A 26698-nucleotide genomic window follows, 5' to 3' on the forward strand; every position below is an offset into this window, starting at 1 on the left:
TAAAAGTTATGATACTAGATTTGATTAGATCAAAAAAGTCATTTGAACTTGGAAAAGAGGTTAAAGTGTCTGCTTATAAGGCAATTACGTGGCGTATTGTAGGAACTATGGATACAATGGTAGTGTCTTATTTTATGACAGGCAGCTTTAAAGTCGCTTTCTCAATTGGAGGATTTGAGGTGTTTTCAAAAATGATATTGTACTTTTTTCACGAAAGAGCTTGGGCAAAATGGACAAAATAAAAGAAAGGTTAACCCAACTTAATGCGGTTTTACAAGAATTAAGTTTAGAAGAAAGTTTGGCTTTTGTAAATGAGAATGTAGAAGGCAAGAAAGTATTCTCTACTTCATTCGGAATTGAAGATCAGGTATTGACTCATTTTTTGTATCCTCTTAAAAATGATTTTTCATTTTTTACTTTGGATACTGGAAGAATGTTCAACGAAACCTATGAGGTGTTTCAAAAAACACAAACGAAATACAAAGGATTAGAAATAAAAACCTATTTACCGAATCAGGAAGAGGTTCAACAGTATATCGATACTGATGGTATTAATGGGTTTTATGATAGTATTGAAAGCCGAAAAAAATGTTGCTTTGTACGAAAAGTAATTCCTTTACGTAAAGCTTTAGAAGGTGCTTCGGTTTGGGTAACGGGTTTACGAGCAGAACAATCTCAGAATAGAGAAAGTATGGCTTTTTTAGAATGGGATGAGGACAACCAATTAATCAAATTCAATCCGTTGTTGCATTATACTTTGGAGCAGTTAGAAACCTTGGTTAGCCAAAACAATATTCCTTTAAACAGTTTGTATAAAAAGGGATATTTAAGTATTGGTTGTGCTCCATGTACCAGAGCTTTAGCTGAAGGAGAAGATTTTAGAGCCGGTAGATGGTGGTGGGAAAACGGAAAAAAAGAATGCGGATTACATATCCATATAGCAAACAATAATTAATTTTTAAAAGTAAGTATAATGCGAAATTATTTAGAAGAATTAGAAAACGAGAGCATTTATATCTTAAGGGAAGTAGCAGCTCAATTTCAAAAGCCTGTGCTTTTATTTTCGGGTGGTAAAGATTCAATAACAGTAGCACGATTAGCGCAAAAAGCGTTTTATCCTGCTAAAATACCGTTTGTCTTTATGCATATCGATACAGGTCATAATTTTCCAGAGACCATTACTTTTAGAGATCAATTAATTGAAGAATTAGGTGTGGAACTTGTTGTGCGTTATGTTCAAGATAGTATCAATTCCAATAAAGCTCAGGAAGAGACTGGGAAATATGCAAGTCGAAATTCGTTGCAAACGGTAACGCTTTTAGATGCCATTGAAGAATTTGGCTTTGATGCATGTATAGGTGGTGCTCGTAGAGACGAAGAAAAGTCGAGAGCCAAAGAACGTATCTTTTCGGTACGTGATGATTTCGGACAATGGGATGCCAAAAAGCAACGTCCAGAAATGTTTACCATCTTAAATGGGAAAATTAATTTTGGTGAAAACGTACGAGCGTTCCCAATTAGCAACTGGACGGAAGAAGACGTTTGGAGTTATATTAAGCAAGAAAATTTAGCGTTGCCTTCTATTTATTTCGCACACGAAAGAAAATTAGTAAAAAGAGACGGTGCCTTTTTAGCGCATTCGGATTATTTGAATTTAGTTGATACCGACGAAATTGTAAACGACGTCGTTCGTTTTAGAACGGTGGGAGACATGACGTGTACCGCTGCTTTGGTTTCCAACGCTGCCACTATTGAAGAAGTGATGTATGAAAACAAAGCTTCTAAATCATCTGAAAGAGGTGCGCGAATCGATGACAAACGTTCGGAAGCTGCTTTGGAACAAAGGAAAAAAGGAGGGTATTTTTAATGAAAGGATTATTAGATTGTTAGATTATTTGATTTTTTGAAGCATATCTTCGGCCTACTCAATAATCTACCAATCAAACCATCCAATAATCAAACTATCGAATAAAACAAATGGAATTACTAAAAATAAATACAGCAGGAAGTGTAGATGATGGAAAAAGTACCTTAATAGGGCGCTTCCTTTACGATAACAATGCACTAACGATTGAACAAGAAGAGTTGGTGCGCAAGAAAACAAAAGAAAAAGGATTAGAAGATTTAGATTTTTCGGTGATTACCGATGGATTAATTGCAGAAAGAGAGCAAGGGATTACCATAGATGTCGCGCATATCTATTTTTCTTCAGCCGTGAGAAAGTTTATTATTGCCGATAGTCCAGGGCATATTGAATATACCCGTAACATGGTAACCGGAGCGTCCAATTCCGATTTATCGATTATCTTGATTGATGCTCGTAAGGGGTTATTGGAACAAACCCACCGTCATTATTTTATCAGTCGCTTGTTGCGTTTGCAATCGGTGGTGTTTTGTATCAACAAAATGGATTTGGTCGATTATAGTGAAGACGTGTATTTGAACATTGCTGCTGATATTGACAAAATGATTAAACAATTAGAACCATTGGAACAAGAGATTGCCATTATTCCTATAAGTTCTTTAAAAGGGGATAATGTGGTGCATTTTTCTAAGCAAATGGATTGGTACAAAGGAGAAACTTTGTCTACCGTATTGCATGGTTTCAACAAAAAAGAAGAAGATAAGAAACCTTTCCGTATGGATGTACAACAAGTATATCATGTACAAAATGAAAATTTTGTTGATTATAGAGCTTATGCGGGAAGAATTAGTTCGGGGAGTGTAAAAGTAGGCGAAACGTTAACGATTTTACCTTCTGGAAAAGCTTCTGAAGTAGTGGAAGTACGTAAGTTTACCAACACTTTAGACGAAGCGCACACCGGAGATTCAATTCAAGTGCGTTTGAAAGATGATATTGATATCAGTCGGGGCATGTTATTCGTAAAAGAAAGTCAGGACCATCTTTTTGCTAAAGAGTTAAAAGCCCGCTTGGTTTGGTTAGATGAAAAAGCTGCGAACACTTCAGCGAAATATCATATACAAACGGGTTCGCGCACAGGAGTGTGTAAGATTCAAGAGATTGAGTATTTAATCCAACCCGAAAATCCATTAGAGCATGTAGCTTCACACGAATTGAAATTAAACGATATTGCATTGGTACAATTAAAATTGGCCAACCCCATGTATTTGGATGCTTTTGCAACGAATAAAGCAAATGGGGCTTTTATTTTAATTGATACACAAACGAATAACACGGTTGCTGTTGGCTTTGTTCAATAGTTGAGTGTCATTTATAATTTGGTGGATAATCCCTAAGGTATTTTGCTTTAGGGATTTTTTTATAACAAGATAAAACACTTGAATAATTCAGTTGTAGTTTAAATAAATACGGATATGCATTCATTTGTTTTAAAATGTTTAAAAGTTTAATATATCTTTGTTAAGATCCTGAAAAAGAAACTTTTCAAGATAAAAAGTTATATGAATTGCTTTAATTTTATTTTGTATGAAAAAAACATTACTTCTGTTATTCTTTGTTTCATTTCATTTTGCTTTTAGTCAAACGAATGTAAGTGGAGGAATTTTTAGTAATACTATTTGGACAGTTAGTGGCAGTCCTTATGTTTTAACTGGAGATGTTGCTTTGTTTCCTGGTTATTCTCTAACTATTGAACCAGGTGTTGTAGTAAAATTTAATGTAGCCGCTAAGTTAATTCTTAGAGGACCGCTTTATTGTAATGGGACTGCCCAAGATAAAATAACTTTTACTTCAAATGCTTTAACTCCTACAAAAGGAGATTGGTATGGAATTCAAATAGAAAATTCTCAAGGAGGTAAAATTTTAGGTTCTAATCTTATAGGAGAATATGCAACTAGATTTATGGAAATCAAGAATCCTTCAAGTGGTGAAATTTTAAATATTGTTGATTCTGAAATTCGATATAATGATTTTGCTTTTTATGGGCACGATGGTAATTCTACACATACTGTAATTTTGGATAACCTAAGTGTTCATGATAATACCTATGCATACATTTATGCTCAAAATGTAACTGTAACTAATAGTGTTTTTTCCAATGGAGAAAAAGGAATACATTGTTGGGAATCTACACCAAATATGCATGTTACGAATTGTGAATTTTATAATTTTAGTATAAGAGCCGTAAGCATGAAAGGAGAAGTAAGTTATTGTCATATTCATGATAATGTTTTAGGAATTAACATGGTAAATGGGTTTTTCATGACTCACTCTACAGTAGAAAATAACGTTGTTGGGATTGAATTGACTTATCCATTACAAATTTCAGGAAACCCTATTCATGATAATACGATTTGTAATAATTCGGAATACAATTTCAAATATTTAAATAGTTACCCTATAGATATTTCTAATAATTGTTGGTGTAGTTCCGATACAAATGTTGTTGCTGCAAAGATATACGATGCTTATGATGATGCTTCCTCTGGGATTGCTACATTTACTCCTATGAATAGCAGTTGTACTTTAGATGTTGATGTGGTACATACCAATCAAGAATTTGCTTTTTATCCAAACCCAGCAACCCATCAAGTTACTTTTTTACATGATGGTGCGTTAGACTTTGTAATTTATGATACTACAGGAAAAATGATAAAACAAGGCGTTTTACAAAAGAATTTATTGCTTTCTGATATGCATTCGGGATTTTATTTTATTAGAATTTCTAAACCCAATAGTGGTGTTTTTCAGTTGAGTAAACTAATCAAACAATAATTTTGGGAGATTGCTTTATCAAAAAAATAGCATTGAAAGTCATGCGAAAAAAAATTAGAAATACCCTTGTATTTGCGTTGTCTTTTGGATTGTTATTCTTGTTGGGTTTTTATATTTATTTAAGAAATGGAATTGACTCGGTAATGACCCCAGCGAAACAGGAAAAGGTTTTTGCATCGATACAGGCAGCACCCGCTTTACCAGAATCTTTTTATGAGCAATATGAGAAAATCAATCCGAACGGATTGGAACGTGGCTATACCGCTTCTTTGTTGTCTCGGTTTTTTGGTAAACCAAAGCCTTGTGCTTGCGAAACCATTTATGTGCATCCTGGTTATTTTGATGCTTACAACCGATTTGCACCTCCTATTTTTATGTATGAAGCGACTCGTAAAGTGGGTGGAAAAAAATGTTTGGATTTTGCTTTACAAAAGATAAATTTTGCTAATGGTGCTATGGGTGTTGTAGCTGCTAGCAAACAGTATTTCCAGAAAGACTTAGCTTCATTAACCGATAGCGAAGTGTTGGATTTGTTGCTTATGATGGAAAACTCCAGTTATTTTAATTTGTTGCGAGAAAAAGGCAGGGAAAGATTAGAACAGCGAAAAGCGGTTTTATTAAGGAAATAAAACATCCGTTCGAGTGTTCCGATGCGAATCGGAAGGTTTTGAGAACGGTTTTTTATTACTATTTTTCTGGTTCTCGATACAATTTTCTTCCCAAAGTGTTGGTCGAAAATCACTCGAACTGACGAAAAATAGTGTTTAGAGGTAACGTGCTTTATAGGAAGTTTTTATAATTCTATTTTATTAAAATTTTGTATGGATGCAGTTATTAAAAACGTCAGTTCGAGTGTTCCGATGCGAATCGGAAGGTCTTGAGAACGGTTTTTTATTACTATTTTTCTGGTTCTCGATACAATTTTCTTCCCAAAGTGTTGGTCGAAAATCACTCGAACTGACGCAAAATAGTGTTGAGAAGTAAAGTAATTCATTAAATAATATTATATCATGATAAAAAAACTATTGCTTTTCATTTTGCTATGTCAATTTGGATACGCCCAACATACCGAACGCTTTATTGCTTTGGTAAGCGAATTAGAAGGCACACCTTTAGACAGTATTACTCTTTTTTATAAGGTAAACACTGTGGAATGGAAAGGTCCAGCAATACAATATTGTTATATGAAAAAGCCTTATGAAACTTATACAGGAGAATGGACTCATTATGACCGAAAGGGAAACAAAATAAGTACCGTTGTGTTTGGTTTGTATGGAAATGTCTTAACTTTTGTTACTTATAATAAAGACGGATGGATTAGTTCTGAATCAGTGACCTATGAATTAGATACAACCGCTAAAAATTTAACCGAGTTTTTTGAATCTAACGGGCATTTGCTTTTTAAAAGAAAAGAGCGCACGTATCGATATGATAAAGCGTTACAAAAAAGGTATTTGTATCAAGAAGGAGAAAATTGGAATGGTAAGAAAAGAGGTGTTTGGAAAACCTATGCAGCAGATGGTACGGTTGTCAAAGAAAAACAGTATTCGTAATATATGGCAAAGGAATCGTTATGGTTCCTTTTTTTTTGAAGTTAATTAGAAGTATAGTGCTATTTTTCTGGTTCTCGATACCATTTTCTTCCCAAGGTTTTGGTCAAAAATCACTCGAACTGACGCAAAATAGTGTTGAGAAGTAAAGTGCTTTATAGGAAGTTTTTATAATTCTATTGTATTAAAATTTGTATGGATGCAGTTATTGCAACCATCAGTTCGAGTGTTCCGATGCTAATCGGAAGGTTTAGAGAACCGTTTTTAATTTTATTTTTCTTCCCAAGGTTTTGGTTGAATAGCGTTTTAACTCACAAAAAGGGCTTATTGAGTGCTTATTTTTTACCAAAAAACGCTGTTTTTTATCTTACCTATATAAAAGTAGTGGTACAAACCGGTATAAAATATTTTTTATAATGTATTGTTTTTGATTGGAATAGTTTAAAACTATTAGAGTTTTAGCGAAGCCATCTGAGTAGGAGTTAGGCTATCTGAGTAGTACAATTTTAGAACAGAGTAGGTTGTTGAACGTTTTTATAGGGTGCTGGTCGATTCGTACTCTTTTTGCCAGTTTCTTTTTCTTATAGTTAACTAAATTTCTTACTAAAATGTTTTTTTGTACGTATAAATACGTATAAAAAAGGGTGAAAAATACGTATAAATACGTATTGTGGGTAGAGGTTGAAAAAGTTATATTTGGAAATACTGAAATAACCTTTGCATATACACTCTAAAAAGTAAATTGACGCATTGAGTAGCTTGTATATACTAGTTATGGGAAATGCTACTAACACTACTCATTTAAAATAAACCATGAAAATTGACTTTGTAAGAATCAAAAATTTTAGAAAACTTAAAAATTGTAAAATTGAGTTTTCCGATAAAGAAACATTATTTGTTGGTGCAAACAATAGTGGAAAAACTACCGCTATGGATGCGCTTATAACTTTCCTTGGGCGTAAACAATTTAAGACTCAGGATTTTACAATCACAAATTGGACAGAGTTAAAAAAAATTGCTGAAAGTTGGGTTACTAAAGAAACAATAGAAGAAGAAGAAAAAAGCTTTAAATTATTAGAGCCTCATTTACCTTCGTTAGATTTATGGTTTAATGTTGATATTTCAGAATTAAGATATGTAAGTCATATAATTCCGTCATTAGATTGGAGCGGAGGATTAATAGGTATAAGGCTTATTTTACAGCCAAAAAACTTAGAATCATTAGTTGAAGAATATGTTCTATCGAGAAAGAAAATAGTAGACTTAATAACAAAGACAGGTAAAAATATAGAGCTTTGGCCTGCTGATTTTTGGCAGTTTTGCGAAAAAAAGTTGAATACGTTATTTGAGGTGAAATCATATCTATTGGACCCGGATAAACATGACGAGGACCAGAATATTTCAGACAACAATATCGAACTTGAAGGAAATCCTCTAAATGGACTAATTAAAATAAATACAATAAATGCTCAACGGGGATTTAGTGACGCAAATTCTGACACTCCAGAGGCAAATAGTACTAAATCATTATCTTCTCAACTTCGTTCATATTATGAAAGCCATTTAAATCCATCAATTGACCCAAATGAACAAGATCTAGTAGCAATTGAAAAATTAAATGAAGCTCAAAATACTTTTGATAAAAACTTAACTTCAAGTTTTGAAGCACCTCTTGAAGAACTAAAAGTTTTAAATTATCCTGGTTTTGGTAATCCCCAAATTACATTATCATCTCTTATTAAAGCCACTGATGGACTAGATCATGAATCAGCTGTAAGGTATAATTTATTAGAAGGGCTATCCTTACCAGAAAAATATAATGGACTTGGCTATCAGAACTTAATTTCTATCGTTTTTAAATTAATTGGATACCGAGATGAATGGATGAGGAAAGGTAAAAAGACATTTGAACATGATGATATTATAGAACCTATTCACTTAGTACTGATTGAAGAACCAGAAGCTCATTTACATGCACAAGTGCAACAAGTTTTTATAAAAAAAGCGTATGAAATATTAAGAAATCATGGAAATTTAGGTGCAAATAAAGAGTTTACTACACAATTAGTAATCAGTACACATTCTAGTTATATAGCTCATCAAAAATTTGAAAGTTTAAGATACTTTAAAAGAAATAATACTGCTAATTCAACACCAACTACAGATGTATTGAGTTTAAAATCCGTTTTCGATTCTTATATTAAAGAAGAAAAAGAAACTGAAAAATTTGTAATAAGATATCTAAACACAACTCACAATGATTTATTTTTTGCAGATGCGGCTATTTTAGTGGAAGGACCTGCAGAAAGAATGCTTATACCACATTTTATTAGAAATTACCATAATGTTCTTGATAGTTGTTACATTACTATTTTAGAAATTGGAGGAAGTCATGCTCATAGGTTAAAGCCACTTATAAAAAAATTAGGTTTAGCTACTTTAATTATCACTGACCTTGACTCCCAAGAAAAACAAATAGATAATTCAACAACCCCTCCAAAAGAAAGTTTTAAGAAGTGTCAACCAAAAATAGGTGTAAATCAAATTACTAATAATGATACTTTAAAAAATTGGAATCCGAATTTAACAAATATTGATGATTTAATTAGTCTAAAGATAGAGGATAAGCTATTAAAAGATTATCCAGTTAGAGTTGCCTATCAAACTGAAATTGATATTGCAGGTGTAAAAGTTTATCCATATACATTTGAAGATGCTCTTGTTCTAGAAAATATTGAAAAATTTAAAGCAATAAATGCAACTTCAGGTTTATTAAAAAAGATGGTTCAAGCTGTTAATGAACCTAATACTATCAATTCTGCTAAAATGGCTTATGAAGCTATAAACAGCAGTGGTGTAAAGAAGGCTGAATTTGCCCTTGACGTAATGTATCTAGAAGCTCCTGAAGAGCTAAATGTACCAACATATATAAAAGAAGGTTTAGATTGGTTGGAGAATTTTTTACAACCAATAAAAAATATTGCAGAACAAGAAACTCCAATAAAATGATAGCAAAAGACAACGATATTGATAAAAAAGTTGACGAAGATATTTTCAACTGTTTAAATCCAAAATCATTAAAAAGTTTTTTCCTTTTTGCAGGAGCTGGTTCTGGGAAAACAAGAACCTTGGTAAATGTTTTAACTAAATTTAAAGAATCATACGGTTATGATTATAAAATACGCAATAAAAAAATTGCCATAATAACTTATACCAATGCAGCAGCGGAAGAAATCAATCATAGACTTTCGTACGATTCAATTTTTGAAGTCAGTACAATACATAGTTTCTGTTGGGAGTTAATTAAAAACTTTACAATAGATATAAAAAAATGGATTGAGCAAGACATTAATGAATCAATAATTGACCTAGAAGATAAATTGTCAAGAGCTCGAGATCCTAATAATAAAACAGCCATATCGAATAGAAAAAAATTAGAATCGAAAGAAAAACGATTAACTGCTCTATTATCAATTTCTAAATTTGTATATAATCCAAATGGTGACAATTACTCGAAAGCATCACTAAATCATTCTGAAGTTATTTCTATTGCATGTTCTTTTCTAACATCCAAAAATCTATTTAAACAAATTTTGACTAACAAGTATCCAATTGTATTAATCGATGAAAGTCAAGATACTAAAAAGGATTTAATTGAGGCTTTATTTATGGTTCAATTTCAATATAAAAATTCATTTATGTTGGGATTGTTTGGTGATACGATGCAACGTATATACAGTGATGGCAAAGAAAGACTTGGTGAAGACTTATCTGAAGATTGGTTAAAACCAATAAAGCAAATGAATCATAGGTCAAAATCTAGAATTATTGAATTGAACAATAAAATAAGAATGGATATTGATGGACAACAACAATTAGCTCGTGTTGAAAATTCTGGAGGGAAGGTTAAATTATTCATAGTTACTCGCGGTATAAATAAAATAGAGACTGAAGAATCAATTAAACAAAAAATGTATGATTTTACAGGCGACAAAAAATGGATTGACAAATTAATCTCGAAAGATAAAAATGATGTTCCTGTAAAAGTTCTTACACTAGAGCATCATATGGCAGCTATAAGAATGAGGTTTAATAACTTTTTTACGCCACTATATAATGTCGACAGATTAAAGCAAGGTTTATTAGAAGGAACTCTTTCTTCTGTTAACTTCTTTACGAAGATAGTATTACCTTTGTATAATGCTCATAAAGAAGGGAATAAATTTGAAATCTTTAATATCGTAAAACTTGAATCACCAATATTTGATAAAGATTATATAATTAAAGAAACAGATAAAAAAACAATTCTTAATAATGCTAAAACTAATGTCGATAGTTTATTAAAATTATGGGATAATGATAACCAGCCAACTTTAAAAGAAATAATTATAGAGGTTTCCAAAACTGGAATTTTCAAAATTCCAAACGAACTTAAAATTTCTATTGAAAGGTTAAAAAGCGAAGGTGAAGAAGAAAATGAAAATGATGATGAAGCATTATTGGCTTGGGATTTAGCTCTCGATGCTAATTTTGTCGAAATAATTAATTATAATAATTACATATCGGACAGTTCTAACTTCGGTACACATCAAGGTGTTAAAGGTTTGGAATTCGAAAGAGTAATGGTAATAGTTGATGATGAAGAATCTAAAGGGTTTATGTTTAGTTATGACAAACTTTTCGGAATAAAAGAGTTAACAAAAGGAGATAAAGATAATATTGCGGTAGGAAAAGAAACTGGAATAGATCGTACATCAAGACTTTTCTATGTGGCATGTAGTAGAGCAAAAAAAAGTCTAGCAATTGTTGCTTATACAGACCAACCTGACCAACTAAAAATTAATTTATTGGCTTTAGAATGGTTTAAAGAAGATGAAATAGAATTATTGAAATAAGTACTTTTTATAACAGCAAGTAAGCGCAATTGCCTAATTTTCAGCCACTTAAAGTGTTTTTTTTCCAGCCCCTAGCTCTGCAAAGTCTCCCGTCTTTGAGGCCTAATTAATAACTGTTCGTTAATTTACTAACACAAAAAAATCATTTATAAAATAGTTAAATCAATGGTTTTTATAATTTAGCGTAAATTCTCCTGGCTTTGTGTAGCTGGATAAAAAAATACTGTTTCAATGAAAGAATGTTTAATACTCTTTTTCTTATCAATAATTCTTGGTTGCAAAAAATCAGAAAAAGAAGCATGTTTTTCTAAAGTCAATTTTGATAAAGTCTTCCACTATTTGGAGTCTAACGATAGTTACGTTCCTGATGATTTAGAAATTGTCCTGATTGATAGTGTGACTATTTGTATTAAAAAAAATGGTTACACTTTATCCAAAATCAAGAGACAATCTGGAATTGTGTCTCCATTAAAATATAAACCTCAAAATGAAAAATGGACTGTAAAAACGAATCAAATCTTTTGTGAATTAGTTCTAAAAAGTCAATAAAGTTATTTTTCGGACTCCCGATAACCCGATAGCACGGATTTACTTAGTCTATTCGGCTGAAGCCTCGGGTGTAATCCGTTCGCGCTCCACAAAGTCTTATAGCTTTAAAGTAATAAGTAAAAAAATGTATGCCTGCTTATTGTAAAAAGAAGTTGGAAAAGGTATATTTGGAATATGCTAAAAGTGAAACAAACCTTGGTATATACATCCTAAAAAAGGTAGATTGGCGCTATTGAGTAGCGTGTATATACTAGTTATGCCCAGCTGAGGTTTATACTGCCGTTTGAAGATTACAGTCTAATTAAAAAATATTGGCGTACAAATTGGAAAGACTATTTGTAAACTTGGTTTTGGGTTACGCCACTTTCTTTAGCGGCGGACCGTTAGCAGAAATTTAAGGAAGATTCGATTCAAAAAACAAATATGAATTTTGAAAGTAAAATATTAAAAAATACTAAAATATCAGAGGATTATTTTGATGGAGATTACAAATTTGATTTCTTGCCTAATATAATTGGAATTCAATATGCGATTACTAACACAGTTGAAAAAAAGATCATTAATGAACTGAGAACTAATAGATTTGAAAAATTCACTCATTTAGAAAATTTATTTATCAAGTTAATTAACTTCTTAAATAAAAATGAATTTGAGAATTATAAAGTCGAAATATCTCAAAAACTTAGCGATGAATCACTTAAACATTGGAAACCTGAGAAAAGAGAAAAAGAAAGAAAAAGACTTTGCAATGAAATTTATTTAGATAGTATTGGAATAGAATGGAGAAAAGATTTCTGGGATTTTGAAAACGACGAAATTATCTATAATGAAAAATATGAAATTGTATTGGGTTTTACTGATGATAAACATAGAGACGAGCGCAGCATTACTGTAGAAATCAACCCTGAAAATCTACAAATTGACGATGTTTTTTTTGAATAATAAACTTCTGCTAACAAGCGTTTGACAAGATTGCGAATTTTGTAGTAAATTCACGTTTATAAATCGTAAGAAATTTTATCTTTAACAGAAAATAATCAGCTCTAAAACCCGCCCGAATGCAAAGCCCGAAACCGATATGCATCAGCTTAAAAAACTGTACGGAAAATAGAAAAAAAAGAAATGGCATTATTTCACCTCTTATTTGAACTAATTAAAATATCAATTTTAAGCTGTATTTATGCAAGCTTAACACTTTTGGTTTTTAAAATAATTGCAATTTATAAACCAAATTCTTGGTTCGACAGAGTTTCAAAGATAAAGCTTAAACTTTGGGTTTTAAGCGGTCTATGTATATCTATTTTTCTTTTCTTTTTTATGTTTTCTCACTTTGGTGACCACGGACTTGGTGACAGTGCAAGAATTCCTATCGGACACGGAAAAGCAATTCAAGAAGTAGATGGAATGCAAGCATATATCCAAGATGAAGGACCAATAAGTATGATAGAAATTGACAGATTCATAATAGCAGATGATTTTGTATATGGCTTTATTAGTGAAGGAAATGAAAATTATGAAGGAAGCTATTTCGTCTATGACTTGGTCAATAATTCCGTCAAAACTTTTGAAGAAGAAAATGACTATATAAATATATTGAAAACCAAAAACCTTGATTATAATACAGATTATAAAAATTTTGGATATTATTATAGTCAATATTGGTATGGATGGAGGTTTTGGCTTTTACCATAAAGAAATAGAAAATGATAAAAGCCGAACGCATAACAGTGGTTTGGAGCAATTGCTACATTTACAATAGAAAACACGTTCGATTTTTTACTAAAAAACGTATCTTAGCTAGAAATAATTGTGCTACTTATTTGCTACTACAAGGAGCTGTGTAACGTTTTGCCTCAACTATTAAAAAACAGAGAATGAAATTTAAAATTGGAATTTTAGTAGTATTCTTTTCTTTGAATTGCTTTGCTCATAAAGGTATATTGATGCAAAAAATATATGGTAATGTGAAAATCAGTATAAAAACAGGATTTGAATATTCTGATATTGATAAAATCCAAATTATTGGTCAATTATCTCAAAAACTATCTGATCGTTTGCATTACAAAGACACGGTCTTTATTGAATATGTACAAGACTACAGAAACATATATAAAAATGATTTGTATCTGTTGGAATACAATAACTCGAACTACAAAATAATCGGTGGGATTAAATCGGAATACAATAATGAATCAAATAACTCAGGTCTATCTATTAGAATTTGTGCAGACAGAATTTCTATTGTAAATACTTTAAAATTTGTGGAATTCACTATAAATAATAAAGATAAAACAAACAATTACGTTTCCAAGAAAACAATTGGTCTAAATGATAATGAAGATGAAGCATTACTAGATTCATTGCGAACCATAGCAACAAATGATGATTTAATTACTAAAATCATTACATCAAAGTCGGAATTGATTAATGACATAATCTCTGATAAAATCCCTATCAAAAAGCAAGACCATTTTGGAATCGAAATTTATTGGCAAAATGATAAATTTTTATTTGAATACAATCATATTAATAGTGATAGACAAGAATATGTATTTGAAGTAACAGACTATTTTTATCATGAATATTTAAATGAAAATGATATTTTGATTTTTGTGGATAAAAATGCTTTCTATTATTTAGAGGGAACCAACCATGAGGAAAAAGAATTAATAAAAATGGACAACGAAAGTTACGCCCCTTTAAGCATTTTTGATTTTGGGAATAAAATATTGCTCCACCCATTTAGAAATAGAAACGAATTAAGTATATTTTTGAAAGACAAAAACAAAGTAATATCTAAATTTGAATAACAAAAACCAACCGCAAAACAATGATTATAAGTAAAGGCTTATTCTCTTTGTACAATAAAGACTGAGTTTTTTATTTTAAGTAGCGTGTAAACCTGTATTATAAAAGAAATCAAAAAAAGTATATTTGGAGAAAACTAAAAGTGAAACATGCCTTTGTATTTCTTTTCAAAAAAAGGGTAGATTAGTGATATTTTTAGATGTATAAATAAGTGAGAGGCAAGCGTAACAAACGAGACAACAAATGACAAACTATAATAAATTATGAGATTTTTACTAACCGTTTTTATTTTGACAATTAGTTCAATAATGTTTGGTCAACAGCAATCTCAACATGATAGTATTTATATCATTCGGGATAGTGTACTTATTCCAACAAGAAGTGGAGTTGATATTTCAGCAATAATAGTTCAAAAAAAGACAAATACACATCCATTGCCAGCTATTTTGTTTTATACAACCTATTATCAGGATGCAAGCGATGCCTTATTTGGTAAAAAATCAGCCGATAGAGATTATGTAGGAGTTATAGCATATGCTCGAGGGATTAAAACAAACTTAAAAGAATACAAACCTTTTGAAAACGAAGGAACAGATGTTTATGATATAATTGATTGGATTAGTAAACAAAAATGGTGCGATGGAAACGTAGGAATGTATAGTGGTAGTTATACAGGTTTTTCACAATGGGCTGCTGTAAAAAATAGTCATCCTGCTTTAAAAACGATTGTTCCTCAAGTGGCTGTTATGCCAGGATATGATTTTCCAATGGAAAACAATGTTCCGTTATCTCATATTTTAAGTTGGAGCAATGACAATATTTATAAAAATAAATTTTTGCCAAGAGGTTTACCATTTGACTATTTCAATAAGGGGATAGCTTACAACAAACTTGATAGTTTAGCAGGAATTCAAAATTCAATTTTCCAAAATTGGCTATCTCATCCAGCTTATGATAGTTACTGGCAATCCATGGTACCCACACCTAACGAATACTCAAAAATAGATATTCCTATCTTAACAACGACAGGCTATTATGATGGTTCTCAAATTGGAGCTATGCAATATTTCAAACTGCACAATCAATACAATAAAAAGGCGAATCATTATTTTGTAATTGGTCCTTACGACCATTTTGGTGGACAACGCAGACCTTCAAAAAACATAATGGGCTATGAAATTGATAGTGTTGCCAATATTAGTATGGAGAAATTAGCTTATGACTGGCTTGACTTCATTTTAAAAGGAAAACCAAAACCTGAATTACTTAAAGATAAAGTTAATTATCAAGTAATGGGAACTAATGAATGGAGACACTCATCATCATTACAGAAAATAAACAATGATACATTAACTTTTTACTTAGATCACACAATGCTTGTAAGTGAAAAACCAAGTAAAAAAAGTTTTAAAAAACAAATGATAGATTTTAAAGATAGAGAAAACCAAAATAATTATTATACCCCAGAAATTATATTTGACACATTAGATGCAAGTAACGGATTGATTTTTACTACAAAGCTTTTTCAAAAGGAGTTCATTATTAATGGTTCATTTACAGGCAATCTTTGGACGACTATTAATAAAAAAGATATGGATGTTTCGTTAGCATTATACGAACTAATGCCAAATGGTAAATATTTTTTTCTTACCCGTTATGTTGGTAGAGCTAGTTATGCCAAAGACAATTCTAAAAGACAACTTTTAAAACCAAATAAAAAAGAGAACATACCATTTGAAAATACACGGTTTGTAAGTAAAAAAATCAGTAAGGGAAGTCGACTTGTAATTTTGCTCAACATCAACAAGCATCCATTTGAAATAATCAATTATGGTTCAGGAAAGGCTGTATCAGAAGAAACAATACAAGATGCAGGAGAACCATTACAAATAAAATGGCACAATGATAGTTTTATTAAAATTCCTATATCGCAATACTAGTCAGGACTACAATTAATCCTCTGTTTCTCAAAGTTTAAAGTTTTTGATTGCATACTTTCACATTAAGAAATATTGTAAAAAGAAATCGAAAAAGATATATTTGAAGGAAACTAAAAGCGAAACAAGCCTTTGCATTAGCTGTCAAAAAATAAAATTAGCATTGCTGTATAGGTTGTAAAATGTATTGTTACGAATTTTAAGAAACGAATATAAAACGAATATAAAACGGATGTCAAAAGGAGGAGCAATAGCAATTGGTTTATTAATTGAAAAATTTCAAGAGTTCCTAGAAAATCTTTTCGAACCCAAAAAGAAGACCAAACTTGAAGAATTATACGAGCTTGATAGTATTATTAAAGCCAATTTTACTATATCTGTTCTAGAAATTACTGAAGAAAGATTCGAAGAAGTATCTTCAAAACTCAATCCGATTGACATTCAAACATTAGATAAAATAATCGTATTGACTTATAGTTGTGTTAATTCTGTTCAGAAATCTGAACTTATAGAAAGATTGAAAAAGAATGAATCACTAAATAAACGTCTTTTGGATTTAATCCAATTTGCTGAAAATAAATCTAACATACTATCTTTAGAACGTAATAACATAAAAAACTCTTTACAACATCAGTTAAAAGAAAGGGATGTTTACTAATTTTTTCACCTTCTTTAAAGTAGGATGTATCTTACTTTCTGGAACGAGTTGAAAATAGTAAATTGCAAATGATTAAATTAGAGATTACAAATGACCAGACTGCGATTAATAGTAATTACACGAAATCAAAAGAATAAAGATAAGGCTCAAAAACTTTCTGAATTAATCTTATCCACTTTATCCATTGATTCTTTATCCCAGATAGACAAATATCCAAAGTTTGACGATTCGTTTAAGATTACAATCGTGTTTACTTGTAATCCGACCAATAACTTGATACATCAAATGATTGAAATTGCAGATAAACTGTTATCTCCTTGGATTACATTTTATGATAGAACTACTAATTCTGTTAATTTGATATACAATAAAACTGATTTTACTCAGAAAAGAAGGAACGAATTTGATGTCGTAGAATGGGCTGAATTGAAAATAGATGAATAGAAAATGAGCTACAGCAAGTAAAAAAAGATAGCTTGAAATCACTTCATCAATTCGACTTAAGCCTAGTGTGTAATTCTTGCTTCCTGTTTGCAAAGTTAGAATTTTCAGAATCATGACTTTGAAGGAAAAGTTGCTGAAATAACGAGTAGTTTTGTTTCAAATGTGCAACTTTTGGAAAAAGAATTAAAGAATAGAAAAGTGAAAGACTTAGGATTTGAACACTATAATACAGGATGGTTTTATCGAAAATATAAGTTTGCAAAAAAATAAATACTTTTAATAGCTGTTAGAAATATGTGGTCACATGCTAATTAGAACATTCAGATTTCCAACTATTATTTGTTCTAAAATGAAATAAGCGCTGCTAAATTCACCAATTCATCAAGCTGCCAAATGTTAGCAACTATTTTGAAAAACATCTCACAAACCAAACGATTAAAATATGTTATGAAACGCTACTCATCTTTATTATTAATATTACTTTTATTTGTATTAATTTCTTGTAGATCCCAATCCATGCTAATGGTTTATGAATTCACTCAATTAAATGAACCTAAACGCTATATACTCAAAAAACAAGCAACTCATGCAGACTTTGATTATTCAAAATTAGAGGATATAGATGGCTATTTGGGTTTGTTTAAAAAACCAAAAAAAATAATTGCAGCTTTTGAGCCAGTAAAGGGGAAATATAATTATTATCAATTTATGGCAACCTATAAAGGAAGTAGCTACAATGACGGAAAAGGTAGTGTAATAAAAGATTTTAATGATATATTAATTATTAAAACCAATGATGAAAATCAAATTGTTGATGCTTATCAATATACTTTGGAATGGGCAGAGCCTCCTTTTCAATATGATGTTTTTAAAAGTTCTGCAAAAAACATAAAACTTACAGACAATTTAGACATTGAAAAACTCCAATTAAAGCGAACAAATACTGAGAGCAAATAAAACTAAATAAAGGAAAAAGCTTTTAAAGCATTTCTTATGGGGTTAATTTAGTCTTTGGTTTGCATACTCTTTCAAAAAAAAGGCTTACTTCAGATCTTACTGAGGTGAGTTGTTTATTATTTATGATTTTTTTCTTTTCGTTGATTTGAAAGAACTTTATTACAAGATTTTCGCATTTGTAAGAACAAGTAGTAATACGCATAGTAGATAGAAATTGAAAAGTTACATTTGAATACATTAATTTTTATAGCAACGATAAGTTATAAAATCAAACTACCTGTTATAAAAAGATTTTTGTAAATCATGATGTGCGAATTTTATTGTGTTGCATTAAGAATGAAAATCAACTTTCAAATCATAAGGCGGAATCTGAAAAGCCTATTAATAAATAGAGTAAGAATTTAAATAGTAAACAGTATGAAAAATTTAGAAGAAATCACAACTATTGTATGGGAAAAAAGAATTAGTAAAAATGGGAAAGAGTATCATGTAGGTTATCATGAGGATGCGGAAAGATTAGAAACTACCTCTGATAAAGTACCATTTAGTATTAAAGTGGATTGGCCAGCAACGAATAGTAGTGATTGGATAGTTCAGGATAGTTCATTTATTGCTACAACAGGGATTTCAAGATATAGTTTAGATAAAGACCGTCCTTGGTATAAATATTATAAAATTGTACTGAATTTTACTGCTCAGGTACATTATGATTATTATTTTACTGATGAAACAGGTGATATATATGAATGTAATGTTTATAGTAATGGAGATCATTATGTGCAATATAATTCTGAAAAACCGAATATAATTCATGTTAAAGGAAGTTAATAGTAAATAATACAATTACTTATTGCTAAAAGTGGGTTTGATTAGCTTTCTTTATGGTTTTAGTTTATAAATAATGCCTAAGTAAAGTTCCTGCTTTTAGCAACATGTAAGCATTCATTTAGTTGTGAAAAACTTATTTTTAGATACCCTTTTTTACCTATATTTGATAGAACTTGTTTTTAACAGACAATCATTCTTCGCAAACTTAAGAAAATGGATGCACTTTTAGCAAATGAAATAAACAAAATCATAAATCTTCCCACTGAATTATTAGATGATTTTTTCAGAAAAATGAAACCTTTGTCTATTGCGAAAGGTGAATATCTATTAAAAGAAGGAGAATTATGCAGGAATGTAGCTTTAGTAACTCAAGGCGCTTTTTATGCTTATTATCAAAAAGAAGGAAATGAAATTATTGAAGACTTTTGTTTAGAAGGTTGTTTTTTAGCAGATTATCCTGCCTTTATTAATAATAGAACTGCCAATAAAAATTTTAAAGCGTTAGAAAATTCTCAACTGCTTATTATTTCAAAAAAGGAATTAGACGCATTGTATTTGTTGAATCCAGCTTATGAAAGAGCCGGACGATTGATAGCGGAATATCTATTTACTTGTTGGGAAGCAAAACTTAGAGATACTATATTTTTATCACCTACAGAACGATACGAGAAACTGATAAAGAATCGTCCTCACATTTTGCAAAGGGTGCCTCAATATCTTATCGCCTCTTTTTTAAATATTACACCTCAATATTTAAGTCAGATTAGAAAAAAGAAGATTTATTAAAATAGTTGAATGAATTTCTAAAAAACGTTAGTCAATTTTGCATTCTAATTTAAAGAAAAGCATTATGAAAAAAACGTTTGTATTCATTTTTCTAACTTTTTTAATTCATCAAACATTGGGACAAAATAAAATATTATTTGAATCGGCAAGTAATCTAGCAAAAGAAATTAGAGAAGGTAAAATAAGTTCTTATGAAGTTGTTTTGGCTTATGTGGAACAAATTGAGCAACAAAATGCGAATTACAATGCCATAGTATTATTAGAAAAGGAACAAGCATTAAAAAGAGCTAAAGAAGCTGATTTGGCAATTGCAAATCATCAAATTTGGGGTAAGTTGCACGGCGTACCCATTACAATAAAAGATAATTTCAAAACCAAAGGAATAAAAACTACCGCTGGTTATTTGCCTTTAGAAAATAATATTCCCGATGAAGATGCTGAAATTGTTAAGCTTCTTTTAGCAGAAGGAGCAATTATCATTGGGAAAACAAATCTTTCAACTCTAGCAATGGATATGCAAACGAGTAATTCCATTTTTGGTACGACAAATAATCCATGGGATACTTCAAGAACAAGTGGTGGAAGTAGTGGAGGTTGTGCCACAGCATTAGCTACAGGAATGACACCCTTAACATTTGGAAATGATCTTGCAGGTTCTATTAGAATTCCAGCTGCTTATTGTGGTGTGTATGGTTTTAAGCCTACTTTTGGAACTGTATCTTTAGGTGGAATTCAGACTGATCCTAAGGAAAAAACAAATGGATTAAAATCGTTAGCCGTTGCTGGTCCTTTAGCTAGGAATATTGATGATTTAGAACTTGCATTACAAATTATAACTCAACCTACAACTACAGATCAAAAACTTGTACCACTAAATTCATCTAGAGACGATTTGAATATTAAAAATCTTAAAATCGCTTGGACAGATGAGTTTGGAGGTGTTCCTGTGGATAATGTAATAAAAGATGCGATAAAAAAATATGTTGAAAAATTAGAAAAAGAAGGCGCATTTGTGGTGAAAGCTGTGCCTGCTATCAACTTTTATCAAGCTTGGGAAACATGGGGAAGTATTGTTGCTACACAAGGCGGATACAATACATCTAATTTTATTAAATGGTTGGGTTTGCCTTTTACAAAAGGCGCTTTGAAAGAGGTTCCTATGCATCAAAATATTGTAAAACCTACTTCTGTTGAGAAATATATGAAGGCTTTGAATATTCAGGATAGTTTAATAACCCGTATGGAAAATTTCTTAAACGAATATGATGTTTTTATTTGTCCAGTAAGTACAGTAATGGCTTTTAAACATCATGCACCAAGTAGGCAATATGGTAGTTTTCGAATTTATAATGAGCCTTTGACTGTCAATAAGAATGAAATTCATTATTATATGGCAACACAAGCTTATACGATTCCTTTTACGTTGACTGAAAGTCCTGTTCTAACTATGCCTTTGGGATTGTCTAAAGAATGTTTGCCTATAGGTGTTCAATTAATAGGAAAAAGATATGAAGATTTTAAGCTTATAGAAATAGGTAAAATAGTAGACACTTATTCTGAAAAGTTTGAATTCCCTTTGGAGGAATAGTATAAAGGACAAAATTATCATTTAATGCTGTTTTTCGAATGCATTTTAGCATTTATAGAAAAGAAAGAAGATTTTGTTATTGTTGCATTTTGGTTAAACCAAAATTTTAAAAAGAACTCTATTCAGAATTAGAAAGGAAGTTATTGGTTGGAAGGATACAAAAACTAGCCTAATTCATTTACATTTGTTTTGATTTTAAAAAAAATAGAGTATCAATTGTATCTGTTTTTTCTCTAATATTTTTCTAATGAATAAAAAACAATTATTTCATGTCATCTGGACTAGTTTTGAAAGTTTTCCAGTTTGGGACAAAAAAGGAAATTGGGAAAATTTAGCGCTTGCCTATCTTGAGTTAAAGAATCAAGGTATTGTATTTGAGCTTTCAAAACCGTTTCAACAAGTTTATTTAAATGAAAAAGAACGTGCAGAAGCGGTTGTGTTTAATGAACATGCAATTGTTCACTTGACTCAAGATATTTTAGATTTGTGTCAACCCAATGGAGATCGATTGGTAGCTAGTTTAGAAATAGAATGGCTTGATGTTGAAGCTTCTAAAGTGGAAATGCTAGTGTGGTGTGAAGCGAATTTGCTGCATCAAAAAATAGGACGGTTGAAAAGTAGAACAGCTACTTTGTTGAGTTTTGCTTATCCTGAAGACTATTTTGGTAAAGGTACTTGGGCAAAAGGATTTTGGTATGCAAGAATTGAAAACCAAGAAAGTCTAGCTATTTCAATATTAAAAGCGCATTTGCCAAAAGACATCACAGCAGCAAGAAAAGGAACAGCAGAAGATTAGAGAATAATTTAAAAATTTAGAATACAATTGTAATGGAGGAAAGGATTAATTTTGATAAGAAACGCATAATTTTAGGGATTTTATTAGCTATTGTGCTCCTGAGGTTATCCGTTTGTTTTATACTAGAACCGGAGCGTTTTATGCGTAATTTTTTGTCCTCTGAAACTAAAAATGTGATGTTTGGAATTATTACAAGTATCTTTTTTTTAGCGGGTCTGTATTCTATAGTAGTGCTTCTTCCAAGAAAGTGTGCCATAATTATTTGTGAGGAATATATTATAGATCGTTCCAGATATGAAGCAATAGGGAAAATAAGATGGGATGAAATTTCTAAAATTCAAAGACTTAAGAAAAAAAGTATTCAATTCTTTTTTAAAGATGGAAAACGCATTCAAAGTCCAAATGATAATCTATTAAAAAAATTTTTACGCTGGGCTCATAATTGGGAGTATAAAGAGAGTATTATTATTTCTAGTGCTTTTCTAGAATGTGATATCGATACTCTCGAAATGAAAATTAAAAAAGCCTATAGGAAAAGTCGTTATAAATAAAAAAGTTTTTTCCTGTTACACGAATTTCTAACTTTGGATTTTGCATACTATGAAAGTGCTAAGGTCTAGCTTAAAAGTTTCAATTAATTTTGAAAAAGATACAGGTTAAATTAAAAATATTTCATAAGTTTACAATTGCCTTAGAAGCGGTATATTGGGTTACTTCGTCTTATTGAAACAACACCTGGTATAGATATTCTCTAGGGCTTTTTTTATCTCCAAAAGTATGAGTCAATTTTCCGAATTTAGTAAAAAAGAAAACATTAAGTATAGATTATTTGAAGAATTACAAGAGGTAAACTTCATGCAAGGTATTAGTTATAAAGTAAATCCATTATCTACTTTAAAATTAATTTCTGGCAGTTCAATTTTTGGTGAGCCATCTTATTATAGAGATTCTCATAGTGCAGAAAAATATATTGAAAAGATATTTCCTTGGCCCACGAAAATTGAATTCAATGATTCTACAACAACAACTGATATTTTTGTTTCTGCTATTGACGATTCACTTAGTTATGACTTTAAAGGAACTTTAGACTTAGCAAAACAGCTTAGAAATGAATTTCTAATGCGAATCAATCCGAGTTTGATAATTGTTAGAGCTATATTACACAAGGAAAGGCAACTTTTTACTAAAGAGTACGGTAATCAATTAAGAGAAATAGCTAAAGAAATAATTATAAGACCAGACGATATAACTAATCAATTTGATTTGTTTATATTTTTTAATAAATCAAAAAGTGGATTACCAACAATTCTAAAACGAATTTGGAAAGATAAACTTGAAAGTTTCAGCCGATACCAATTGAATAAATATAAATCAAAATCTATAATAGACATTATAAGAATTTGTCATGCTAATAATGAAATAATAGATGAACTAATGTCGACTGGGCAAATTACCGTTACTGACTTTGAAAAGACATGGGAAAATTTTAGGTCTGAAAAGGTAACTTGGCAAGAAATTTTTTCTAAGACACATGTACCCCACATGGCACTTTTGAGAAATTTAAGAAACATTTTTGAAATTAATGATGAAAATATAGTCACTAACGAATTTGCAAATAAGATTGTAAAACAATTGAAGGAAGGTGTTGTTACAGGTAAACAATTTCCCTATAGATACTATTCTGCATATACTGAAATAAGCAATGCAGAATGTTATTTTAAAGGGCTTTTACTAGATTCCTTAGAAGAGTGTATAGATTTAGCCGTGCAAAATTTTCCAGAACTACCCGGTAAAACGATATGTTTATGTGATAATTCCGGTTCATCTTGGGGAGCATTTACCTCACAATACGGGAAAGTTACTGTGGCAACAATTGCAAATTTATCATCAATAATTACTGCAATTCAATCAAACGAAGGATATGTGGGTGTATTTGGAGACAATTTAAGTATCAAGCCAGTATCTAAAAGAAATGGAATTTTAAATCAACTCAATGAGACAAGCGAAAGAGGAAAGCAACAAGGACAAGGTACTGAAAATGGAATTTGGATTTTCTTTTCAAATGCAATAAAGAATAAAGATTGGTATGATAATATATTCATTTATTCAGATATGCAAGCTGGACATGGAGGCTTATACGGAGTAAATAAAGAAGAATACATAGACTATACGATTAAAGGGAACTATATTGATGTGTTGAAATTACTTCTTGACTATAGAAAACAGGTAAATTCAAAAGTAAATTTATTTTCTGTTCAAGTTGCGGGATATAAAAATTCTTCGATCCCAGAGAATCTCTACAGAACAGCAGTATTAACGGGTTGGACAGGTAATGAGGTTATATATGCTAATTATCTGAATAAATTTTGGAATGAAACCGAAAAGTAAAGGATAGGTTAAAATAGTCGAATGCCTTCCATCATGATTGGAAGTTTTGAAACCTTGTCTTAAATGTAATTAACCTACTTTTAGTTAATTTATTTCAGCAAATAAGACTTTGTTTATTAAATGCTTACTATAATGATTTTATATAATTTAGTGCATACTTTTCTGATTTCGTAAGTAGTTAGAAACATAAGTATAAAATATTCTATATTCTTCTAATAAATTATAAAAGGAACAAAGATGATTATAATTACAGACGATAATGATTTAGAATTTAAAAATGAATATGATTCACATTTAGATGTATATTATAATGGAGAACCATTTTCTGGAATTTTTAAAGATCAAAATGAAGAAATCGAATATAAAACAGGAAATGCAGTTCATATAGTTACACGTTTTGATAATGGTCAAAAGTCTTTAGAAGAATTTAGGATTAATGGTTTTCAATTGGAAACTCAATCTTGGTTTGAAGATGGGAGAATAAGAAGTAATTTCAAGAGCGACTACTCTTATTTTAAAGAAACTGGAATTAATTTTACTGAAGGTTTTTCATTATATGAAAATGGGGAATTAGAAAGTGAATCAAAAAAAGGGATAAAGAAGAACTTTTCTATTTGTGGAAAATTAGTCGCTAAATCAAAATGGACACATCAAGAAAAATATTTTAAAGAATATTATTTGAATGGAGTTTTAAAATATTTTAATATGCCTAATATTAAAAAATCCTTTCATTTTACTGATGAATATAAGTTAATTATAGATGAAGATTTAAGCTATGGAAGATCAAATACTTATTATGATAGCCTATTTATAAAATCTGATATTAGTAATCTATTTTATAGTGAAAGTAAAGAGTTTAAATTTTTTAATAGCTCGGATAAAATTAGAATAAGTAGGTTAACCGCTTGGTTAGAAGGAGAAATTTTAAAAGAAGACCCAATTGAATATATAAATCTAAATTTAGAATTATGCTATTGTAAAGACAAAAATGAAGCAGAACTAGCATATAATAGATTGTTAAAAAAAATCAATGATAAAGAAATAATGTTTTTGAAGCCTTTTCAAATTTCTAACATTCAAAATTTTGAATTTCAAAATTCTATAGATAGAATAAAAAAAGAATTATATAAGAGGTAAAGAGATTCTTTATGAAAATAAAGATACCTAAGGCTCAGATTTTGAATAACTAAGGGTTTGTTTTATTTGAAAAAAAATATTTACTTATTAATTTTGTCTAAAGTGTTAGTTAATGAAATTAAAATAGCAATAGAAACAAGTACACTTTTAGTTTTGAAAGTTGATGAGTTTGGTTTATTTGCAATATGTATTATTTAATGAAAAATAGATTTCTTTTATTGATTTTGATTTTTTTTAATCAGACTTCTTGGGCGCAAAGTGAGTTGCAAATCCGAATTGATACTGATTCAAAAGTAAAAAAATCTTTATCCCAATGCTATTTTGAAACAGTTGCTGTTACTACTTTTGACAGTGAAATAGAAAATTGGGAGGTTTGTAGTTTTGAAAACGAGGGGAGAGTTTTAAAAATTAGCTCTTATAAAAATGAATTGTATCATGAAGAAATGTATGTAGAAATAAATGGAGATTTGGTTTACGCTAAAGAGACTGAAAAATATATTCCGCATAATCATTTTTCACAAATGGAATGGAATTGTCAGTTTTATACGAAAAAGGGTAAATTATTAAGCTTAATTTCCCTAGGACATGGGAAAACCGAAGATGAAAACTGGGATCCTATAATTATTTTTGCTATGTATAGTAAACGACTTGATGAATTTAATAAAATAAAAAAGTGATTTC

Annotated in this window: 26 protein-coding genes; all 26 read left to right on the top strand. The window is 30.4% G+C overall.

The features are described 5' to 3' along the window. Positions 1 to 8: 8 nt before the first annotated feature. The 26 genes from HALO113_RS10470 to HALO113_RS10595 all read left to right on the top strand — a co-directional run bounded on the left by HALO113_RS10470 (position 9) and on the right by HALO113_RS10595 (position 26694). On the top strand, positions 9 to 242 hold the full coding sequence (locus HALO113_RS10470) for a DUF2061 domain-containing protein (protein WP_159778965.1): 234 nt from the start codon (positions 9 to 11) through the stop codon (positions 240 to 242). Beyond that, the gene (locus HALO113_RS10475) at positions 230 to 955 is read left to right on the top strand and encodes a phosphoadenylyl-sulfate reductase (protein WP_159778966.1); all 726 of its coding nucleotides are present in this window, start codon (positions 230 to 232) and stop codon (positions 953 to 955) included. Before HALO113_RS10470 ends, HALO113_RS10475 begins: the two co-directional genes overlap by 13 nt. Positions 956 to 973: 18 nt before the next feature. Next, positions 974 to 1867: a sulfate adenylyltransferase subunit CysD gene (gene cysD, locus HALO113_RS10480; protein ID WP_159778967.1), complete on the top strand. Its 894-nt coding sequence runs from the start codon at positions 974 to 976 to the stop codon at positions 1865 to 1867. 110 nt (positions 1868 to 1977) lie between these two features. Next, entirely contained in the window at positions 1978 to 3222 is a 1245-nt protein-coding gene (locus HALO113_RS10485) for a sulfate adenylyltransferase subunit 1 (RefSeq protein WP_159778968.1), read from the top strand. A 226-nt stretch (positions 3223 to 3448) separates the two neighbouring features. Continuing rightward, positions 3449 to 4696: a T9SS type A sorting domain-containing protein gene (locus HALO113_RS10490; RefSeq protein ID WP_159778969.1), complete on the top strand. Its 1248-nt coding sequence runs from the start codon at positions 3449 to 3451 to the stop codon at positions 4694 to 4696. 41 nt (positions 4697 to 4737) lie between these two features. Beyond that, positions 4738 to 5325, top strand: a complete 588-nt coding sequence (locus tag HALO113_RS10495) for a transglycosylase domain-containing protein (RefSeq protein ID WP_159778970.1) — start codon at positions 4738 to 4740, stop codon at positions 5323 to 5325. 381 nt (positions 5326 to 5706) lie between these two features. Then, positions 5707 to 6249 carry a hypothetical protein gene (locus tag HALO113_RS10500; protein ID WP_159778971.1) on the top strand — a complete coding sequence of 181 codons (543 nt, stop codon included), beginning with the start codon at positions 5707 to 5709 and terminating at the stop codon, positions 6247 to 6249. Between the two features lie 810 nt (positions 6250 to 7059). After that, positions 7060 to 9255 (top strand): ATP-dependent endonuclease, encoded by a 2196-nt coding sequence (locus tag HALO113_RS10505; protein ID WP_159778972.1) that lies wholly within the window; start codon positions 7060 to 7062, stop codon positions 9253 to 9255. Beyond that, positions 9252 to 11141 (top strand): UvrD-helicase domain-containing protein, encoded by a 1890-nt coding sequence (locus HALO113_RS10510; protein WP_159778973.1) that lies wholly within the window; start codon positions 9252 to 9254, stop codon positions 11139 to 11141. The genes HALO113_RS10505 and HALO113_RS10510 overlap by 4 nt, the downstream gene beginning before the upstream one ends. Before the next feature lie 231 nt (positions 11142 to 11372). Further along, positions 11373 to 11690 (top strand): hypothetical protein, encoded by a 318-nt coding sequence (locus HALO113_RS10515; protein WP_159778974.1) that lies wholly within the window; start codon positions 11373 to 11375, stop codon positions 11688 to 11690. A gap of 423 nt (positions 11691 to 12113) precedes the next feature. After that, positions 12114 to 12632 carry a hypothetical protein gene (locus HALO113_RS10520; RefSeq protein WP_159778975.1) on the top strand — a complete coding sequence of 173 codons (519 nt, stop codon included), beginning with the start codon at positions 12114 to 12116 and terminating at the stop codon, positions 12630 to 12632. A 375-nt stretch (positions 12633 to 13007) separates the two neighbouring features. Continuing rightward, positions 13008 to 13382 carry a hypothetical protein gene (locus HALO113_RS10525; RefSeq protein ID WP_159778976.1) on the top strand — a complete coding sequence of 125 codons (375 nt, stop codon included), beginning with the start codon at positions 13008 to 13010 and terminating at the stop codon, positions 13380 to 13382. Between the two features lie 11 nt (positions 13383 to 13393). Next, positions 13394 to 13534, top strand: a complete 141-nt coding sequence (locus tag HALO113_RS10530) for a hypothetical protein (protein WP_159778977.1) — start codon at positions 13394 to 13396, stop codon at positions 13532 to 13534. A gap of 30 nt (positions 13535 to 13564) precedes the next feature. Beyond that, positions 13565 to 14500, top strand: a complete 936-nt coding sequence (locus HALO113_RS10535) for a hypothetical protein (protein WP_159778978.1) — start codon at positions 13565 to 13567, stop codon at positions 14498 to 14500. Positions 14501 to 14761: 261 nt separating this feature from the next. Then, positions 14762 to 16438: a CocE/NonD family hydrolase gene (locus HALO113_RS10540; protein ID WP_159778979.1), complete on the top strand. Its 1677-nt coding sequence runs from the start codon at positions 14762 to 14764 to the stop codon at positions 16436 to 16438. A 229-nt stretch (positions 16439 to 16667) separates the two neighbouring features. Further along, a complete protein-coding gene (locus tag HALO113_RS10545) occupies positions 16668 to 17093 on the top strand; it encodes a hypothetical protein (protein ID WP_159778980.1) in 426 nt (141 codons plus the stop codon). Positions 17094 to 17183: 90 nt separating this feature from the next. Beyond that, positions 17184 to 17537, top strand: a complete 354-nt coding sequence (locus HALO113_RS10550) for a hypothetical protein (RefSeq protein WP_159778981.1) — start codon at positions 17184 to 17186, stop codon at positions 17535 to 17537. Between the two features lie 447 nt (positions 17538 to 17984). Next, on the top strand, positions 17985 to 18494 hold the full coding sequence (locus HALO113_RS10555) for a hypothetical protein (RefSeq protein ID WP_159778982.1): 510 nt from the start codon (positions 17985 to 17987) through the stop codon (positions 18492 to 18494). Between the two features lie 417 nt (positions 18495 to 18911). After that, the gene (locus tag HALO113_RS10560) at positions 18912 to 19322 is read left to right on the top strand and encodes a hypothetical protein (RefSeq protein WP_159778983.1); all 411 of its coding nucleotides are present in this window, start codon (positions 18912 to 18914) and stop codon (positions 19320 to 19322) included. Positions 19323 to 19535: 213 nt separating this feature from the next. Then, complete coding sequence (locus HALO113_RS10565; protein ID WP_159778984.1) at positions 19536 to 20108, top strand: Crp/Fnr family transcriptional regulator; 573 nt, start codon at positions 19536 to 19538, stop codon at positions 20106 to 20108. Positions 20109 to 20172: 64 nt separating this feature from the next. Beyond that, complete coding sequence (locus HALO113_RS10570; protein ID WP_159778985.1) at positions 20173 to 21696, top strand: amidase; 1524 nt, start codon at positions 20173 to 20175, stop codon at positions 21694 to 21696. Positions 21697 to 21943: 247 nt separating this feature from the next. Beyond that, positions 21944 to 22492, top strand: coding sequence for a hypothetical protein (locus HALO113_RS10575; protein ID WP_159778986.1), 549 nt, complete (start codon positions 21944 to 21946; stop codon positions 22490 to 22492). Between the two features lie 32 nt (positions 22493 to 22524). Then, positions 22525 to 23043 carry an STM3941 family protein gene (locus tag HALO113_RS10580; RefSeq protein WP_305069217.1) on the top strand — a complete coding sequence of 173 codons (519 nt, stop codon included), beginning with the start codon at positions 22525 to 22527 and terminating at the stop codon, positions 23041 to 23043. A gap of 226 nt (positions 23044 to 23269) precedes the next feature. Further along, complete coding sequence (locus tag HALO113_RS10585) at positions 23270 to 24880, top strand: TROVE domain-containing protein (protein WP_159778988.1); 1611 nt, start codon at positions 23270 to 23272, stop codon at positions 24878 to 24880. Positions 24881 to 25117: 237 nt separating this feature from the next. Continuing rightward, positions 25118 to 26017, top strand: coding sequence for a hypothetical protein (locus HALO113_RS10590; protein ID WP_159778989.1), 900 nt, complete (start codon positions 25118 to 25120; stop codon positions 26015 to 26017). A 197-nt stretch (positions 26018 to 26214) separates the two neighbouring features. Then, entirely contained in the window at positions 26215 to 26694 is a 480-nt protein-coding gene (locus tag HALO113_RS10595) for a hypothetical protein (protein WP_159778990.1), read from the top strand. The last annotated feature ends 4 nt before the right edge of the window (positions 26695 to 26698 follow it).

It is taken from the genome of Flavobacterium sp. 9AF (assembly GCF_902506265.1).
Taxonomy (GTDB): Bacteria; Bacteroidota; Bacteroidia; order Flavobacteriales; family Flavobacteriaceae; genus Flavobacterium.

What these genes read in the sequence shown, in the direction of transcription:
- HALO113_RS10470 (WP_159778965.1), top strand. Translation starts at nt 9, where the DNA reads ATGATACTAGATTTGATTAGATCAAAAAAGTCATTTGAACTTGGAAAA.
- HALO113_RS10475 (WP_159778966.1), top strand. Translation starts at nt 230, where the DNA reads ATGGACAAAATAAAAGAAAGGTTAACCCAACTTAATGCGGTTTTACAA.
- cysD (WP_159778967.1), top strand. Translation starts at nt 974, where the DNA reads ATGCGAAATTATTTAGAAGAATTAGAAAACGAGAGCATTTATATCTTA.
- HALO113_RS10485 (WP_159778968.1), top strand. Translation starts at nt 1,978, where the DNA reads ATGGAATTACTAAAAATAAATACAGCAGGAAGTGTAGATGATGGAAAA.
- HALO113_RS10490 (WP_159778969.1), top strand. Translation starts at nt 3,449, where the DNA reads ATGAAAAAAACATTACTTCTGTTATTCTTTGTTTCATTTCATTTTGCT.
- HALO113_RS10495 (WP_159778970.1), top strand. Translation starts at nt 4,738, where the DNA reads ATGCGAAAAAAAATTAGAAATACCCTTGTATTTGCGTTGTCTTTTGGA.
- HALO113_RS10500 (WP_159778971.1), top strand. Translation starts at nt 5,707, where the DNA reads ATGATAAAAAAACTATTGCTTTTCATTTTGCTATGTCAATTTGGATAC.
- HALO113_RS10505 (WP_159778972.1), top strand. Translation starts at nt 7,060, where the DNA reads ATGAAAATTGACTTTGTAAGAATCAAAAATTTTAGAAAACTTAAAAAT.
- HALO113_RS10510 (WP_159778973.1), top strand. Translation starts at nt 9,252, where the DNA reads ATGATAGCAAAAGACAACGATATTGATAAAAAAGTTGACGAAGATATT.
- HALO113_RS10515 (WP_159778974.1), top strand. Translation starts at nt 11,373, where the DNA reads ATGAAAGAATGTTTAATACTCTTTTTCTTATCAATAATTCTTGGTTGC.
- HALO113_RS10520 (WP_159778975.1), top strand. Translation starts at nt 12,114, where the DNA reads ATGAATTTTGAAAGTAAAATATTAAAAAATACTAAAATATCAGAGGAT.
- HALO113_RS10525 (WP_159778976.1), top strand. Translation starts at nt 13,008, where the DNA reads ATGTTTTCTCACTTTGGTGACCACGGACTTGGTGACAGTGCAAGAATT.
- HALO113_RS10530 (WP_159778977.1), top strand. Translation starts at nt 13,394, where the DNA reads ATGATAAAAGCCGAACGCATAACAGTGGTTTGGAGCAATTGCTACATT.
- HALO113_RS10535 (WP_159778978.1), top strand. Translation starts at nt 13,565, where the DNA reads ATGAAATTTAAAATTGGAATTTTAGTAGTATTCTTTTCTTTGAATTGC.
- HALO113_RS10540 (WP_159778979.1), top strand. Translation starts at nt 14,762, where the DNA reads ATGAGATTTTTACTAACCGTTTTTATTTTGACAATTAGTTCAATAATG.
- HALO113_RS10545 (WP_159778980.1), top strand. Translation starts at nt 16,668, where the DNA reads ATGTCAAAAGGAGGAGCAATAGCAATTGGTTTATTAATTGAAAAATTT.
- HALO113_RS10550 (WP_159778981.1), top strand. Translation starts at nt 17,184, where the DNA reads ATGACCAGACTGCGATTAATAGTAATTACACGAAATCAAAAGAATAAA.
- HALO113_RS10555 (WP_159778982.1), top strand. Translation starts at nt 17,985, where the DNA reads ATGAAACGCTACTCATCTTTATTATTAATATTACTTTTATTTGTATTA.
- HALO113_RS10560 (WP_159778983.1), top strand. Translation starts at nt 18,912, where the DNA reads ATGAAAAATTTAGAAGAAATCACAACTATTGTATGGGAAAAAAGAATT.
- HALO113_RS10565 (WP_159778984.1), top strand. Translation starts at nt 19,536, where the DNA reads ATGGATGCACTTTTAGCAAATGAAATAAACAAAATCATAAATCTTCCC.
- HALO113_RS10570 (WP_159778985.1), top strand. Translation starts at nt 20,173, where the DNA reads ATGAAAAAAACGTTTGTATTCATTTTTCTAACTTTTTTAATTCATCAA.
- HALO113_RS10575 (WP_159778986.1), top strand. Translation starts at nt 21,944, where the DNA reads ATGAATAAAAAACAATTATTTCATGTCATCTGGACTAGTTTTGAAAGT.
- HALO113_RS10580 (WP_305069217.1), top strand. Translation starts at nt 22,525, where the DNA reads ATGGAGGAAAGGATTAATTTTGATAAGAAACGCATAATTTTAGGGATT.
- HALO113_RS10585 (WP_159778988.1), top strand. Translation starts at nt 23,270, where the DNA reads ATGAGTCAATTTTCCGAATTTAGTAAAAAAGAAAACATTAAGTATAGA.
- HALO113_RS10590 (WP_159778989.1), top strand. Translation starts at nt 25,118, where the DNA reads ATGATTATAATTACAGACGATAATGATTTAGAATTTAAAAATGAATAT.
- HALO113_RS10595 (WP_159778990.1), top strand. Translation starts at nt 26,215, where the DNA reads ATGAAAAATAGATTTCTTTTATTGATTTTGATTTTTTTTAATCAGACT.